Raw genomic sequence first — 16518 nt, 5'->3', positions numbered from 1 at the left:
GGGGCGCGAAGCTAGTCACGAGGACGGCACACGTCAATCTCTTTTCAGCTTAATTTCGACATTTCGTGCCCCCTGACTGAGGAACACTTTTCCACGGTCCGTTTCACGCCCCATTCTACGCGGAAAACTCTCCGTTTATTCCTGTCGAAGTGCGGGCTCGAATTTTCGAAAAGACTTCCTCAGGCTGGCTTTCCCAACGCCGTGCTACGCCAGATTTACAATTTTACCCTCATTCCCCTCGCTTTGACCACTTCTCCGGACTGTCTTTGAGTCGAAAGAGGAAGGGCTGGAGGAGAGAAGATAGATTCTTAGGCAGCCAGCCTCGTTCACAACACCGAGCAGGAGGCTCTATAGAGATCCGACCCACGGGCTCCGTTCCTCGCTGAAGGCCGGATTCGCAACTGGTTCGGAAAGCTCTATTGCTGGAGCAGCCACTCCATTTCGACCACTTCTCCAGCTGCGGTCAGCCGGCTGAGCTTGAGGGCTTCTCTCTTGCCCATCGTATCGACGCGGGCTTGATACCCATATTCGTCTCTCAGTTTGGCGAGTTCTGGCTTCGCGCCATCCATACCCAGCCGCTTCACTTTCAGTGCGCTCAGAGCAATCTGTCGAAATGCCGAGTTGTTTTCCACTTTGGTGAAACTCTCCTCCATAGAAGAAGAATAGAATTCGTGAGCCTTCATCACCGAAACGATTTCGCGTAATGAAGAGGCTGCAGCCAAGGAATCAGACAAGCGAATACGCTTCTGAAGGGGCGCAACGGAAAAGAGCTGACCAATTCCCTCCAAACGAGAGAGGAACCTTCTTCCTGTGCCCGCCTCTTCTCGATTCGACTGCCCCAGTAAAGAGCCTCCCGATTGAAACTGCTCCAAGAGTGATTCATAGCCCTTCGATTCGGCCAATAGAAGCCCGGCAAACTTTCGTCCACTCGGTCGCGGACACTGCTCCAGCGCACCCTCGAACCACTTCACATAGGTATCGGCTAGAGCGTAGCGAGAACTCACGTCTTCGACCTCCTTGAGAACCTCCCTCTCCAACTCCAACCAGGATATCCAAGAATCCAGAGAATGCCGGGGTTCACATTGGATGATAATGCGTAGCGCGAAGCTCAGATCTCGAAACGCCTGCATGGCCTCGCCGTTGTCTGCAGCCAGAATCGCTTCGCTTCGAAGTGCCAGCGCAGCCTCACGCGCAACAACTTGACGCTGTTCAGGCGCATCAGCAATCCAGTGAGCGGCAAGATTCCACTGCATGGCTCGAACATCGTTGAGAACTTCATCATCAGCGAAGACCTTACTCGCCTGGCCTGGTGCCGACGCAACCCCCTCCTGCCAACTGTTTAAATTCCATAAGGCATCTTCTCTTGCCTGCTTTTCAGATTCCGAATCTCCAATTGGTTTAAGCGGCCTCAACTTACCCAAATATCCTTTGGCCAACTCTTCCGCTCTTTCTTGCTCCTTGAACCAGTCCTGTCCGCTCCGCGCCAAACCAACGGCAGGGATTGCGAACGGCGCCAAGAAAGTGAGAACCAAAATCCCCAGAGCCAGCATCCCACCCATTGCGCCCAGTGGCTTGGCACGGGCTAGTCCGATTAGTTCATCAAGACGCGCGATTCCGGCGACTCCCTTGAAAGACTTTCTTTGCGCGCGCTCACGCGTGATGGCGTATGCGGCGGTCAGCATCGCTTCCTCCTCATCCTTTTCATTCGCACGGAACCATGGAAGCAGCTTACCCTTACGCCGGGCAGCGGGAATGCCGCTCCACATGAGAACTCCAAGGATAAGAAAAACAGCCCCCCCACCGAGGAAGGAAAGACCACAAAGAACGAGCCCCGTAATAACGAGACCGAAAACGCGCAGTTGGGGAACGCGTCGAAGAACCGCCAAATCCATCAAACGTCCGCCATCCAATGGCAGGAAAGGCAAGAGGGCGACAGTATTGATCACCACAGCGGCAAAAGCCGCGTCTAACAGCAAGTCGCTAACCGGAACACCGAGGTAAGCCCTCACAATGAAGAACCATCCAAAGAGCAAGCCGGGCAAAGGACCTGCCAAGACTGTAAAGAGTTCACCCCAGCCGCCCTTAACATTCCAGCTGCGCGCCGACATTGGTCTGGGGAGAGGCAATAGGAAATGCGACCAGTCCCAAGACCGGCGCAGCAACATCAACACCGCATGCCCAACCTCATGAACGAACAACGCCAACACCCCAAAGAGAACAACACGACCGACCCAAGCACCGCTCATGACCATCCAGACGGCAAATGCCAGCAAGCTGAAAAAGAAAAAGGCTCTCCCTCCAAAGCCTCCCAACCAATACGACCATTTTCTGGCAGAAGCTTGTCTGTGATAGAGAGCGAGGTCCCGCTCTAACCCGTCTTCTTCGGGAATGGGCTCCATCACCTCTTGCTCAGATGGCTCTTGCTCCGCCACTTCGTTGACGGAAGATTCTTCTAGCTGACCCAGTGTTCCGGAGCCTTCCAGGGGTTCATCGATGGGCCCTACCGGCAAGGCCTCCACAGCGGATGTGGCGAGAGCCTTCTCATCTGGAGAAATCGCCGTGGACTGTTCAGCGAGAATCGCGGAGGAATCAGCCAATCTCTCTTGAACGGGCTCCGCAACAACCGGCTCTTCCTCCAGGTTTGCGACCGGCATCGCGGACTCGAGTTCGCCAGACAAATCCTCTTTCTCCAGAGAGTCCTCGTCGAGCTGGGTCGTCGCCAATTCACTCTCCGTCTCGACTCCAGCGGCCAAATTCTTCTCCAACAACCAGGAAGCTCCCGCTTTGGCGCGCTTTCGCGACTGCAATTGGTGCTTGGCCCAAGCAATTGCAGTCAAAGGCAGCTTGCCCAATGAAATCTTCAACTCCTTGCCAGCTGTTTCCTGCAGCCATCCCTTCTCAAACAAAGAATCGAGGCTCTGAATGACCAGTCGCTCGTAGCGGGTCAGAAAGGTCTCGGGATCCAAGGGAACAACTTGAACACCCTCTTCCGTCAAGAGCGCGGCATGCGCTTCAGCCTGCTCCATTGCTGAGCCAAAAGACTCCTGACATCGCAGCACACCCGGTTCTTGCTCACCGAAAACTTCATCTCCATCTCTAGTAATCGCTACTTGGTCATCACTACCAAAACTATATAAACTGACACGACGACCAGCCCCCTCATCATCCTCCTCCGCAACAGCCCAAACCATCCCACCGGCGGAAGACAGGAACACCTGCCAATAGGCTTTCTCTCCCCGCTCTTCACGGCGCATCCCCAAGTATTCGAAGCCCGTTCCTAGAAGGGGTTCCACCTGATTCTTAAGGCGCAACAGGGTTTCCGTAGGCACCTGCTCTGGAGCAATGACATGGCCACGAGCGTCCGCGAATCTCAACTTGGAGACCCGGAACATCGCCCAAATCAATGGCATCAACAAAATACCAATCAAGAGCAGTAGGAAGAACATCCACCACATGAAGAATAGTTTAGTCCCAAGTAGTCGAAAGTCGATGCTTTAAAAAGGTCGCAAAACTTGAACTAATTCTCAGTTTTCCTAACTGGTTCAGTAAAAGGAATTACCAAAACCACTTCCAAGCCTCCGGTCTGGCGATTACGACAGAATACGCGCCCTCCCAAGGATTCCGCGCAGGTCTTCACAATGGCTAATCCGAGTCCGGCACCCCCACCTTCCCGGGTCCGCGCGGCCTCGGGACGCGCGAAAGGCTCGAAGACGCGCTCACTCCACCCCTCAGGAAGCCCGGGACCACGGTCAAGCACCCCAATCCAGACTTCTTCCCCGTGTTTCTCAATTTTCACCTTGAGAGGGCTGCCTTCTCCGTATCGGGCCGCATTGCGAACCAGATTCCCTAGCGCCCGCCGCAAAAGATCCGGACTCGTATAGAGCTCCAGGCCTTGCCCTCCTTCTACCGTGAACTCGTTCCCCAGGCACTCACGCTGGGTGACCTCGTAGCACAGCTCGTGGACGAATACTGGCTCCTTGCCCACATCCCCTTTCGCCAAAGACGCTTTGGAAAACGCCAGAAGCTCATCAACCAGTCGGGCCAACTCACCCACTTCGTCTTCCACGTTTTGGAGCCGGTCACGGTCAGCCCCTTCCAAGCGTTGCTCCAGAACGCCGAGGCCCATCCGAACCCTCACCAGCGGCGAGCAGAGCTCATGCGCGGTATCCCCCAGGAAGCGCTTTTGCCCGTCAACGAGCACCTCCAAACGCCCGGCCATCCTTTGAATAACCCGGCTCAAGCGCCCGATTTCATCGCCGCGTGGAGAAGCAACATTCACCTTAAAGTCCCCTTCGGAGATCTTCTCGGCACCTTCCGCCATCACTCGCAGTCGTTTGGTAACGCGATGAACAAAGGGCAACCATAAAAGCCCCGAAAAAACGATCAACCCGACTCCCGTAGCGACGAGCGGACGGAAGTCGACGAAGAGCTCATTTCTTTTTCGTTCTTTAGAATAAGCGACCAATACAGCCCTTGGCGGATGACGATGAGGATCGCCCCCCAGATAGATTTCCACCCCCGCCCACTGGCTGCCATGATTCCCCTTGGACGCAAAAACGAGCCGAGCCGGAGGCCTCGTCGCACGTGGGGGCGGCCCCATTCGGTCTCCTCCCGGCCCCCGCCTGCCGCCCTTTTGATATTCCCCCGAAGACCCGCGTTCATCCCTTCGGCGCGGAGGAAGGTCTTCCGTCTTCATTTTATCGACTGCAACCACCGCTTCTTCCCGAAGCTGTTGAGGCAGGCCCGCGCCATTGAACCACTCATCGTCCAGGGTGTAGACTGCCAGTCTAACACCCAGCTCTTCGCCAGAGCTTTCGAGAACACTCCCCCACAGTTCGCGACCACTCTCCCGCAATTCCGTTGCGACCAGCTCAGTGCGAGGCTCGACGCGACCTCGCAGCTGCTCCGCAAAAAGGTCGCTCAGACTCACTCCAAATTGAAGCCTCATCAGGAGCCAGAAAAGGAAGGCTACGATCCCGATATTGATAAAAAACCAGGTCAGAACCTGCCCATACAAGGGCAACCCCCAGCGAGGCATCTTGAGGACCAGGACCTTCTCACTCATGGGCTATTTGGAAACGAATTGATAACCGACAGCTCTCACAGTCTTAATGAAGCGCGGTTCCCGGGCATCCTCTCCCAGCTTTTTTCGCAAGGCCGAGATATGAACATCAATCGAGCGGTCGAAGATATCGAACTTCCGCTCACTGACATCTTCGATGAGTTGCTCACGAGTTTTGACCCGACCCTTGGCCTTCATCAAGGTGACCAGGATGGCGAACTCAAGCGCGGTTAGGTCAAGCGGCTTGTCATCCAGAATGGCGGTGTGAACAGCTTCATTGACGATGAGACCATCGGAAACGAGATCCACTGTGGCCGGGTCCTCCACGGGAGCTGCGACCTTCGCCCGACGAGTGACGGCACGGAGCCTCGCAAGAAGCTCTCTGGTGGAAAAGGTCTTGGGCAAGTAGTCATCCGCGCCCAACTCCAAACCAACGATGCGATCTGCTTCTTCGCCCATTGCAGTGAGCATCAAGACCGGCACTTGCGAGGTCTTGCGAAGTTCACGCAGAACTTCGAAACCATCCATCCCTGGCATCATGACGTCGAGAATCAATGCTTCCCACTCTTCCTCCAGAGCCGCCTCGAGGCCCTCGCTTCCCGAGTGCCGCATCTCAACATGATATCCCAAGGGCGAAAGATAGTCTGCAATCAAGCCGCAGAGCTTCCGATCATCGTCGATCACGAGGATCCGTTTTGTCGCTTCCTGCTCGGTCATGAGGATACATCATCCCACTCTGCCCCCCTTGCTGACAACTGGAAAGGATGCCCTTAACGGAGTCTTAACAGAAGGACCGACAAGCACCCGGTGCCCCATACGATATTGCGGGGGCCTTGTTCTTCACCTGCGCTTTGCTTGCTTCGATTCCGGAATCTCCGGCAACTCTACAGCCTCGGCGCCCGGAAGGTGTTTGCCAGTCCACGACAAGATGTAGTTGGCGATCTCATCCGCCTCCATATCAACCTCCCGCATGGCCTTGTCCTGAAACCACTCCTGGGGCCAAAAGATCAAGTCCGAGACCTCCGCCCCCGGCAGATTCAACTCGATAAGTTCGATATAATAAAACCCCAGATCCTCATCGATATCAGGGTCGCCGATCGCCTCGATCATTGCGACCAACTCTTCGTATCGCAGATCGTCGACAATCCGGGGCGCCTCTTGCAAATTGAAATCCGGACGAATCATGTTCTCAAAAGTTCCATTGCAGCCTACTCCCCAAAGGAAGCAACCCACTCCTTCTCTCTAAAACCAGTCAAAGCGTGGCCGTCGCCTATCAAGAAAGGACGCTTCACCAGCATTCCATTGCTTTGCAGCAAGGCAAAAGCCTCAGTCTCGCTGAGAGTCGGAATTTTGTCTTTCAAGCCCATGGAACGATAGTCCATGCCGGAGGTGTTGAAGAGCTTGCGCAATTCACCTTCCTTGCTCTCCAACATGGCCTTGAGATCGGCATCGCTGGGCGGAGTTTCTTTAATCGCCAGGACTTCGCACTCTATCCCCCGCTCATCCAGCCACTTGAGGGCATTGCGGCAGGTAGAACACTTGTCGTAGACGTAGACTCGGATCATTTACTCGTCTCCAGTTTCTTCCTCCTCATCACCCATCTCGCCGCCATGGCTGAGGATGAATTGCAAGTCGTCAATGCCAAGGTTACTGGCAAAGCCTTCATCACCGAGCACGTTGGTCACCAACGCGGTCTTCTGATGCTGAAGAACCCGAATCTTCTCCTCAACCGAGTCCCGGGTGAGCAAGCGATAGGCAATGACCTTATTCTTCTGACCAATCCGGTGAGTCCGGTCGATGGCTTGGTTCTCCACCGCAGGGTTCCACCATGGGTCATAGAGAACCACGTAGGATGCCGACGTCAGGTTCAGCCCCGCTCCCCCAGCCTTCAGAGAAAGCAAGAAGACTGATGGGTCCTTGGTCGTCTGGAACTTTTCAATCTCGCCCCGACGATCTTTGGTCTGACCAGTGAGGTAGTTGAAGGATCGGCTGTCGACCTCAAGCTGCGCTTTGATGATCTCCAGCATGGAAACGAACTGGGAGAAAACGAGCACCTTGTGACCCTCGTCCCGAAGCTGATCGAGAAGGTAGAACAGAGAAGTCAGCTTGGAGCTTTCTTCCTTGAGATACTTGGGGTCGATCAAACCCGGGTGGCAACAAATCTGGCGAAGGCGCATGAGGCCCTGCAGAATCGCGAAAGAGTTCTTCTTCACCGCTTCATCGGAATCGAGTCCGAGAAGAGCCTTTTGAATGCGCTTCAGCTCAGCCTTATACATCTCGAGCTGGATGCCCTCCATCTTGGAGTAGACCTCCTCCTCCGTCCGGGGCGGAAGGTCTTTGGCCACCTGCAACTTGGTGCGGCGGAGAAGGAAGGGACGCAGGCGGGCCGCGAGGCGGTTCTGCGAAAGCGGATCCTTGCGCTTGTCGAAGCGCTTCTTGAAGTAGGCACGGCTACCGAGAACCCCGGGCATTGCAAAGGCCATCAAGGACCACATATCCATCAAACGGTTCTCAATCGGAGTCCCCGTCAGCACGAGGCGGTTCTCGGCCTCCAACTCCCGGGCTCCCTTGGCAGCCTTGGAGTCGGGGTTCTTGATCTGCTGTCCCTCATCGAGAACGACAACCAACCAGCGAACAGACTTGAGCTCCTCTTCACACACTCGCAACTGGGCGTAGTTGAGAACGAGAACGTCCACATTTTCACGAATGTTGTCCTTGTCGAACTCGTCACGGCTTCGAAGCACCTGAACGTTCAACTTGGGAGCGAACTTGGTCGTCTCCATGGCCCAAACATCGAGAACGGACTTCGGACAAACCACGAGCGCGGGAGTCTTCTTCTTGGCCGCGATGGCAGCCTCACGCAACCAGAGAATGTAGGCGATACTCTGCACCGTCTTTCCAAGACCCATATCGTCCGCCAGAATTCCACCGAAACCGTTGGTTGCGAGGTAGGCCAGGAACTTAAAACCTTCTTTCTGGTAGGGACGAAGATCCGCCTGCAAAGAATCGGGAACCTCGGCGTTGGACTCCAGCTGAATATCCTTCGCGCGATCCTTGATGCGCTTCCAAGCTTTCGGGTCGAAGACCTCGGCTGCTTTGGGGTCGGCCAACTGCATGGCGTGCATGCGGTGGGTTTCCCCGGAAAGGTCGAAAGGATCCAGACCGAGGCGAGTGACCGCATCCCGTTGATCGTCGTCGAGCTTGATCTCGAGGCGCATCCACGTGCCATCGTCCATACGGACGTAGCCCCCTCGCGCAGCCACCAGCTGGCGAATCTGCGCCTTGGAAAGATTGACGCCCTCCACGTCGATGACCACCCGAAGGTCGAACCAGTCGATCTCCTGATTGATCACCTCGAAGCGGATTGCGGCAGAAACCGGGTCGGCCAGAATGGTCTTCAATTTGCCATCCATCACCACGTCGACAAAGTCCGGCATGGACTCGACCCACTCCGCGAATCGCTCGGGAAACTGCTTGGTCACCCTTGATTTGAATTCGCCAAGCTTTTCATCAAAGGTCAGCCCCATCTCGGACAAAAGGTCCGGCACGGGATAAAGTTTTTCGCGAGCAAAACGGAGAAGCTGGTTTCCTTTCACCGGCTTCTGCTCGATGACATCCCAACCGCTCCGAATCAACTTCTCGGTGCGGCGCTCTTTCTTCTCGAGGGCACTGACATCCATCACCAGGTGCTCGGTCTCAGCAGCAGTCAGCCCCTGCACAATCTTCATCTCGAAACGAGGGTAAAGGTCCAGGTCGACCACGCGACGCTTCATGGATGGAGGCAAGGTCGCTCCAATCTTCCGGAGGAACTCGACCCCTTCCAAGGAATCAATCACGCCCAAGGGGATATCGTAGCGAGGCATGACCTCGGTATCGTCCAACCAGCGGGGAGGACCGGGGAAAACTGTTTCATCAGACTGATAGAGTTCCTCGCGACCGGGAAGAAGCCTGACCGAGTGAGAAACCGGGTCGCCCGCCTTGGTCACCAACTGCAGGCCGAAAATGCTCTTGTTGCCAGGAACGTCCTCACACTGCCAGCGCAGGGGCTCCTTCACCACTTTGAAGTGTCGCTCGTCGAGGTTGACGAGGTAACCCTTGAGTGCGTCCTGTTGGAACAAGCGGTTCATGATCGAGCAAGCATCCTCGTCATCGAGGTCGAGCTTGGAGTCATTCGTCTTGTCGAGATAGCAGGTAAACTCTTCCCAGAGAATCTGGCTGGATGCATCCATGCGCAGAGCAGAGTTACCGTAGAGTGTGCGAAGTCGCTCAATCTCAGGCTTTTCCGCCACCGGATACCACTCTCCGCCCTCTTCCCGGGCTTGCATCCGGGCCTCGTTCATCGTCGCAACGACGCGAAGTTCGACCTTGATGGGGAGTTCTTGGGGGGGGCGTTCGTTGACGCTCTCGATCCGCTCATACCAAGCTGCGATTTCTCGCTCCTGCTCCCATTCGCTCATCTTTTTCTGCACCGCCGCCAAGTCGGTGATGCAGTTCATGAACTCCGGGTATGGGAGCTTCTTCTTGTAGAAAGCGTAGGCAATGTAGTTCCAGAACTCGAGGATGTCGCCGGGAGGAACGGGCCAGAGCTCGAGGGGCTCGTAGCTCTGGATCTCCCAGCGAGGGCTCAGACGAACCATGTCATGGTCATGCAACTCCCCTTCGATCGCGTAACGGCGGTAACGCTTCTCAACCTTGGAAACAAAGTCCGCCTCCTTGTCGTCGAGCTCACGGTCGAGCTTTTCCTCAATGAGGTCCAGAACGGGAGCATCATCGAATTCGTTGGGAGACTCGGGAAGATCTTCACCACGCTGGAGCCGCTCCAACATGGTGGCGTATTGCGCGGCGCCGGAGGCCTTTTCGTCATCGGCGGTGCAACTTCCGAACCAGCGGTTTCCCTGCAAACGCAAGGTCGTGCGATGGGTATTCCCTTTATCCTCAACGCGGCCTTGAATGAAAAGGTGGTTACCAAAAATTTGGGAGACTCCACCTTCTTGCTGCAGCTTCTCGCCACGCTTTTGAACAGCTTCTGGAAAGCTATTGAGAAAATTGAGAGTAGCCCGGTCAGGGTTGAGGGAGGACATCAAAGATTCCGACATAATAAAAAGAGAGCGTTTCCCCAGCCCTTCGAGAAGCGAGGGGGGCAGAGACTAGCACTGTCTTTTGAAAAAAGGCAAGTAATAGCCGGGGCGGGTTTGTTCATGAAATCGAATCCTTTTCCAAAGTGGGCTGCAAAAGCGGTTCGCGCCTGCAAAACCCTGATAAAATCAGCACTTTTCCCTACCTTCCCCGCGCAACCCATACAACTGACGTAAGAAAATGATGACTCGGTATTTACCTCGGTGAATCCCAAGCTAGGCTCCCGCCCCAAGCTGCCATGACCAACGAAGAACTGCGGGCCCAGCTCGCCACTATCAAGTATCCCGGATTTTCTCGCGACATTGTTTCCTTTGGCTTGGTGAAACTCGCCGAAATGGTGGATGACACTGCAGACATCCATCTGCAGATTCAGACCCGCGACGCCGAGGTCCCCCGCCAAATCTTCACCGCCATCCATGCCCTGCTCGATCCGCAGCTCAATGGCCCGGAGAATGTGAAAGTCGGCATCGATATTCAGGACCCACCCGCCCAAGGAGATTCCGCGGTCGGCAAGCAGTCTCTCCCGGGAGTGAAACACATCATTGCGGTCGCGTCCGGCAAAGGCGGAGTAGGAAAGTCCACGGTTTCCGCAAACTTGGCCGTTGCATTGGCCAGCCAGGGCCTGAAAGTCGGCCTCTGCGACTGTGACCTCTACGGTCCATCCATCGCACACATGTTTGGCGTCGCTCATCACGACCTGACCTCGGACGAGAACGAAAACATTATCCCTATCGAAGCACACGGCATCAAACTCATGTCGATGGGCTTTCTGCTCTCCGACTCGTCACCTGTGATCGTGCGCGGCCCCTTGGCCAACCGATACACTCAACAGTTCTTGAAGCAGGTGGCGTGGGGCGAACTCGACGTTCTGGTTCTGGATCTCCCTCCGGGCACCGGCGACATTCAGCTGACCATCGTGCAATCGGTCGCCCTCACTGGATCGGTCATCGTCACCACCCCACAAGAGATCGCCCTCATCGACGCCCGCAAAGCGGTCACCATGTTTGCGAAAGTGAATGTCCCAATCCTTGGCATTATGGAAAACATGTCTTGGTTCGAGTGCGATCACGGGAACCGCTACCCAATCTTTGGAGAAGGTGGAGGGGCCCGCGAGGCGGAAAGACTGAAGGTCCCCCTTCTGGCCGAGATCCCAATCAATCCCGCGACTTGCCAGGGCGCCGACTCCGGTAATCCGGTGGCTCTCACTACTCCGGATTCCCCCTACCACCAGGCGGCTACGCAGTTGATGGCAAAGCTCAACTCCCAATAGGGCAGACGGCTCAATCTGCGCAAAGGTTGCACTGGCTACCTTAAAGAAGAACGCTGGGTTGCTGCAGTGCGACAGTAACCCGAAGGTTTTGCGGGGTTTCGACAAGTTTCTATTATTGCCTAAGCGATTGGATTCCCTATCGTTATAAGTTAGTGCGTTTCCTCAAGATCAACTTTGGCTTTGTCGGTTTAATATTCATTGCATCAACCGGATTGAGTTTCGGGGAACTGTTGATTAGCGAATTTCTCGCTTCGAACTCGGGCGCAAGCCTTGTCGACGAGGATGCCGATGGCTCCGATTGGGTCGAAATTCACAATACCGGCCCGGACGAGGTTTCACTCCTGGGATACCGACTGACCGACGATTCTTCCGACACAAGCAAATGGGTATTTCCCGACGTTAATCTCGGGGCGGACGACTATTTGGTAGTCTTTGCTTCTGACAAGAACCGCCAAACTGCAGGAAGCGAGCTCCACACCAATTTCAAGCTGTCAGCCGGCGGAGAGTATCTGGGACTCTATTCCCCTGCCGGCGAGCTTCTGAACGCTTTCGACCCCAGCTTTCCCGAGCAGGAGGAAGACATCTCCTATGGGGTCGGGCCCGACGGAATCACCTTGGGCTACTTCACGAATCCGTCCCCGGGCAGCGCCAACACCATCTCCCCCAGTGGGCAAGTGGCAGATACGGAATTCTCCGTGCAGAGAGGAATCAAATACGTCCGCTTCACTCTGGAGATCACGACGGCAACCCCAGACGCCCAAATTCGATACACCCTGGATGGCTCCACCCCTACCGCCACGTCCGGCCTCGTTTACACCGGCCCATTTTCGATCATCAACTCCACCGTCGTGCGGGCTGCGGCATTCAAGGCCGGCTTTTTCCCCACCAATGTCGACACCCAGACCTATCTTTTTCCATTCGAAATCCGCACCCAAAACGCCAATGGAGCTGCCCCCGCCGGATGGCCGGGCGAATCCATCAATGGACAAGTCTACGACTTCGGAATGGATCCCGATATCACTTCCCGCTACAGCGCCCAGCAAATGGTTGATGCTCTAACAGCCATTCCATCAGTTGCCCTCACGACCGACATTGAGAACCTTACCAATGCCAGCGACGGCATCTACTCCAATCCCACAACGCGCGGACTGGAAAAGCCGGGCCACCTGGAAATCATCGGAGGCCCTGATAATCTGGATGTCTCGGTGCGATGCGGACTTCGCGTTCGAGGCGGTGCGAGTCGGAATCCATCCAATCCCAAACATGCCTTTCGAGTCTTCTTCCGGGAAGAATACGGCGATTCCAAATTCTATTACCCCCTCTTCGGAGTCGAAGGAGTCGACGAGTTCGATAAAATCGACTTCCGCACTGCCCAGAACTACTCCTGGTCCAAGGATGGCAATGTGAACTCCAACACATTCCTCCGCGAAGTCTTGGCCCGGGATCTCCAGGGTGCCAGTGGCCAACCCTACACCCGGAGCCGATACTATCACCTCTATCTCAATGGAATCTATTGGGGCCTTTTCATGAGCCAAGAACGGGCGGAGGCAAACTGGGGCAGCAGCTATCTGGGAGGAAACGACGACAACTTCGATACCATCAAGTCCGCAGGCAATACCGACGGCTACCGAACCGAGGCCACCGACGGAACCTTGACCGGCGACTGGCTGGCACTCTGGAATCTCGTCCAGGCTCAAGTCTCCAATCCCACCACCGCCCGCTACCTCCAGATGCAAGGCCTTTCCCCGAACGGAGAACGGAACCCTGCTTTGCCCGTCTTGCTGGATGTCGACAACCTCATCGATTACATGCTCGTTCTGGGCTATACGGGTTCCTACGACAGCAGTCTCTCCGACTTCGTGGGAGCTTCCAACAATTGGTTTTCCGTTCGCAATACTGCCCGCGATGACCGCGGCTTCGTCCATCTGATGCATGACGCGGAGCACTCCTTGGGTGCGGGTGGCCGATGGAATGGAGCAAACGACCGCATCAATACGACCAATGGCAGCAACGACTGGAACAACTTTAACAAGAGCAACCCCCAAGTCATCCACATCAAGCTCGCCCAAAGCACTCCGGAGTATCGACTGCGCTTCGCCGACCGGGCGCACGCAGCCCTGTTCAACAACGGCTATTTGACCAAAGACCGGATCCTAGAACTCCTGGAAGAAAGACGGCAGACCGTGGAATCCGTCATCATCGCCGAGTCTGCCCGCTGGGGAGACGCCAAGCGCAGTGATCCCGCCGACAAGGAAGATTGGGAAGGAGCGGTCAATTCCTTGATCAACCTCTTCAACACCCGCGGCGACGATTTTCTGGGGCATCTTCGCACAGGCAATCTTTATCCCGATGTCAACGCGCCAGCCTTTAGTGACTTCTCTCGCTACGTGACTATCGGCACAACCATTCAGTTGGGAGGAGACGCGGGCACCCTCTATTACACCACCGACGGAAGCGATCCCCGGCTTGCAAACAATACCGCGAACCCAAATGCGACCGCTTTCAATACCGGTAGCGCCAGCGGCAACGGCTTCGGAAAAAACTCGATCTGGAGCTTTGATGACAGTGGAGTCAATCGGGGTAGCAGTTCTATTGTCCAAGGAAATGGCAGCTATGATTCCACCAATTGGAAACACCCTGACTTTAACGATTCCAGCTGGTCCTCCGGTCCAGGCATTCTGGGCTTCGGCAACTTGGGAAACAGTGGGGCCTTCGCGCCCATCGCGACCAGTATGGGCCAAGGCAGCACCAACACGGGAGGCAATTCCAAGACCTCCTATTTGCGCCGCAAATTCACGGTCCCCGACACTTCGGAGATCACAGCCCTCACCGGAAGTCTCCTCGCTGACGACGGAGTGATCATTTATGTGAACGGCCAAGAGGTCTACCGCCAGAATATGCCATCAGGCAATGTAACCTTTGCAACGAATGCAACGACCTTTGTCGGTGGAGGCAATGAATCCTCCTACAATTCCTTTTCCCTCGACCCTGGCGCCCTCCTCAATGGAGAAAACGTCGTCGCGGTAGAGCTCCATCAGGTCAACGACAGCTCCAGCGACTTGGGCTTCGACATGGAGCTGTCTTGGGTCACCCAGGCGACTACTGGAGTTGTCATCAACGACCCCCTCACCATCAATGCTCGCATCCTATCCAATGGAGAGTGGTCCCCCTTGACCTCGAACTACTACTCCACCGGGGGCTCCCCCAATCTGGGCGATCTCCTCATTTCCGAAGTTCACTATCACCCCGCAAACCCTTCCACTACCCAAGAGCTGGCTGCGAGCGATGACGACAGCGACTTTGAGTTCATCGAGTTGGTCAACATTTCTAACAAGCAAATTGAATTAAAAGGTTCCGCGCTCGCGGAACAAGTCATCAACGACCACCTCGAAGGAGTTCGCTTCGAGTTCATCGATGGGCGCGTGCTGGAACCCGGTGAGCGGCTGGTAGTCGTGTCCGACCGGAATGCCTTCATTGCCCGCTACCCGAATACCTCTTCCTCTATCGGGGGAGAATTCTCCGGGAACCTGGGAAACTCTGGCGAATGGCTTCGCCTCATCAATCGTGAAGGAGACATTCTTGCCTCTTTCCGCTACAACGATACCGAACCCTGGCCGCTTGAAGCAGACGGCGACGGGCTCAGCTTACAACTCGCTGCCCTTAAATCCGACGTCGACTATTCCGACCCCTTGTCCTGGATGGCGATCACGACCAACGGCTCTCCCGGAGCCAGCGCAACGGGCCCCTTCATCGGCGCGGCCGATGCGGACTTCGACAGTGACGGGATCTCAGCGCTCTTCGAATACTTCTCCGGCACCAACGAGATGGACGCCACCAGCGTGCCTGATTTCGGCCTGACACTCGGCACAACTTCCGATGGCACCGGCTACCTCTACTCCTTCACGCGGGATCCGGAAGCCTTCGGATTCGATGCCGAAATCGAACACTCCCTCGACCTGAATACTTGGGGCGCCCCTCCTGCCGGAAGCGAACTCCTCTGGCGCGAAGTTCTCCCCGACGGAAGGCTCAAAGAAACCTACTGGATTCATCGCGGTGAGAGCCTGACTGAGCGCGAGTTCATGCGAATCCAGCTCGAGTTGACGGAGTAGGGCGAACTTGAAGGGCCCCTCCACTTACTAAGACTTGTTCGTCTCCCCCGAGCCAGGAGCGGACTCGGCCTCATCGTCCTTTCGGAACAAACCGACAGTCATTCCCAGCCAGCAGAAAAAGGCTCCCAGCGGAGTCACAACCAACCCCTCAACTCGGCTTAAAGACGACACAGTCAACGACAACCGCGAGAACGATGACCACGACCCAAACCAAAACTGGCTTCCAGTCACGAAGATCGATCTTACCACGCAGTTGCCCCTTCTCGCTTAGGAGGGCAACGAATGGGAGAAACAAGATGAGGGTTCCCAAATCACGCGACACCGCCATTGCGAAGCACCCTATCGCGAACAAAATCGCTGCGGAAACCTTCCATCCCAAATGTTCTTTCATCGCAACCTGGTAACTCTGAATGAAAAGAGAAAGGAGGCCAAGCTTGGCCTCTGCACAACTCCAACTTAGTCTTTTCCTCCTTGGGTGCAGATTTCACTCCGGTTCCCGGTAATCAAACATCGCGTCCGTTTCCGCGTTGCCACGCCTCCTGCAAGAGTTCTTGTTAAGAGTGAAGGCTCCACGCGCTCGGCAGTGATGGTCTCGGCGCTGACGGACTTGAGCTCGCTTTCGATAAACACAGGTGGTCATCCAAACTCCGACACAGCTCATAGAACTCCCTCCCCTCCTCACCAAATTAAAGGGCACCTTTTGCAACTCTAACAGATTGGAAAAACCAACCCTGCACGAACCGCCCCCATTACCTCGCCCCCGGATACGAGAGCCGAAGGAAGGAGTTAAGAACAACTCATCATGTTCAGATGCGTGGACTAACCCGAATGGCTCTGCATTAAGCCGGTTTTCGGTAGCTTGAGCGATGTGGGATTTCTTGGAATACGTGTCGGTGACTCGTTAAAAGTGAAAAAGGTTTCGGACGTCCTTTGACCGCTCG

9 protein-coding genes are annotated in these 16518 nt (G+C 55.5%); 2 read left to right on the top strand and 7 right to left on the bottom strand.

Annotation, left to right across the window (positions count from 1 at the left end):
• Positions 1-416: 416 nt before the first annotated feature.
• The 6 genes from IE099_RS20100 to IE099_RS20075 form a co-directional block, all read right to left on the bottom strand.
• Complete coding sequence (locus IE099_RS20100) at positions 417-3455, bottom strand: metalloprotease (protein ID WP_189574457.1); 3039 nt, start codon at positions 3453-3455, stop codon at positions 417-419.
• A gap of 62 nt (positions 3456-3517) precedes the next feature.
• Positions 3518-5065 (bottom strand): sensor histidine kinase, encoded by a 1548-nt coding sequence (locus IE099_RS20095; RefSeq protein ID WP_189574454.1) that lies wholly within the window; start codon positions 5063-5065, stop codon positions 3518-3520.
• A 3-nt stretch (positions 5066-5068) separates the two neighbouring features.
• Positions 5069-5779, bottom strand: coding sequence for a response regulator transcription factor (locus IE099_RS20090; RefSeq protein ID WP_189574451.1), 711 nt, complete (start codon positions 5777-5779; stop codon positions 5069-5071).
• 123 nt (positions 5780-5902) lie between these two features.
• A complete protein-coding gene (locus IE099_RS20085; protein WP_189574448.1) occupies positions 5903-6247 on the bottom strand; it encodes a hypothetical protein in 345 nt (114 codons plus the stop codon).
• A 23-nt stretch (positions 6248-6270) separates the two neighbouring features.
• Complete coding sequence (locus tag IE099_RS20080) at positions 6271-6627, bottom strand: arsenate reductase family protein (protein ID WP_189574446.1); 357 nt, start codon at positions 6625-6627, stop codon at positions 6271-6273.
• The gene (locus IE099_RS20075) at positions 6628-10158 is read right to left on the bottom strand and encodes a DEAD/DEAH box helicase (RefSeq protein ID WP_229809614.1); all 3531 of its coding nucleotides are present in this window, start codon (positions 10156-10158) and stop codon (positions 6628-6630) included.
• A 278-nt stretch (positions 10159-10436) separates the two neighbouring features.
• On the opposite strand from IE099_RS20075, the gene IE099_RS20070 reads away from it, so the two are divergent.
• Both IE099_RS20070 and IE099_RS20065 read left to right on the top strand, forming a co-directional pair.
• Positions 10437-11468 carry an Mrp/NBP35 family ATP-binding protein gene (locus IE099_RS20070; protein ID WP_189574443.1) on the top strand — a complete coding sequence of 344 codons (1032 nt, stop codon included), beginning with the start codon at positions 10437-10439 and terminating at the stop codon, positions 11466-11468.
• 152 nt (positions 11469-11620) lie between these two features.
• Entirely contained in the window at positions 11621-15577 is a 3957-nt protein-coding gene (locus tag IE099_RS20065) for a lamin tail domain-containing protein (protein WP_189574440.1), read from the top strand.
• Positions 15578-15725: 148 nt separating this feature from the next.
• Here the strand turns inward: IE099_RS20065 and IE099_RS20060 are convergent, their stop codons facing one another.
• Positions 15726-15968, bottom strand: a complete 243-nt coding sequence (locus IE099_RS20060) for a hypothetical protein (protein ID WP_189574436.1) — start codon at positions 15966-15968, stop codon at positions 15726-15728.
• Positions 15969-16518: the final 550 nt, after the last annotated feature.

The organism is Roseibacillus persicicus (genome assembly GCF_014651675.1).
GTDB classification, from domain to species: domain Bacteria; phylum Verrucomicrobiota; class Verrucomicrobiia; order Verrucomicrobiales; family Akkermansiaceae; genus Roseibacillus; species Roseibacillus persicicus.
Note: the sequence above shows the minus strand (reverse complement) of the source record. Positions and strands in the feature narration are given on the sequence as shown.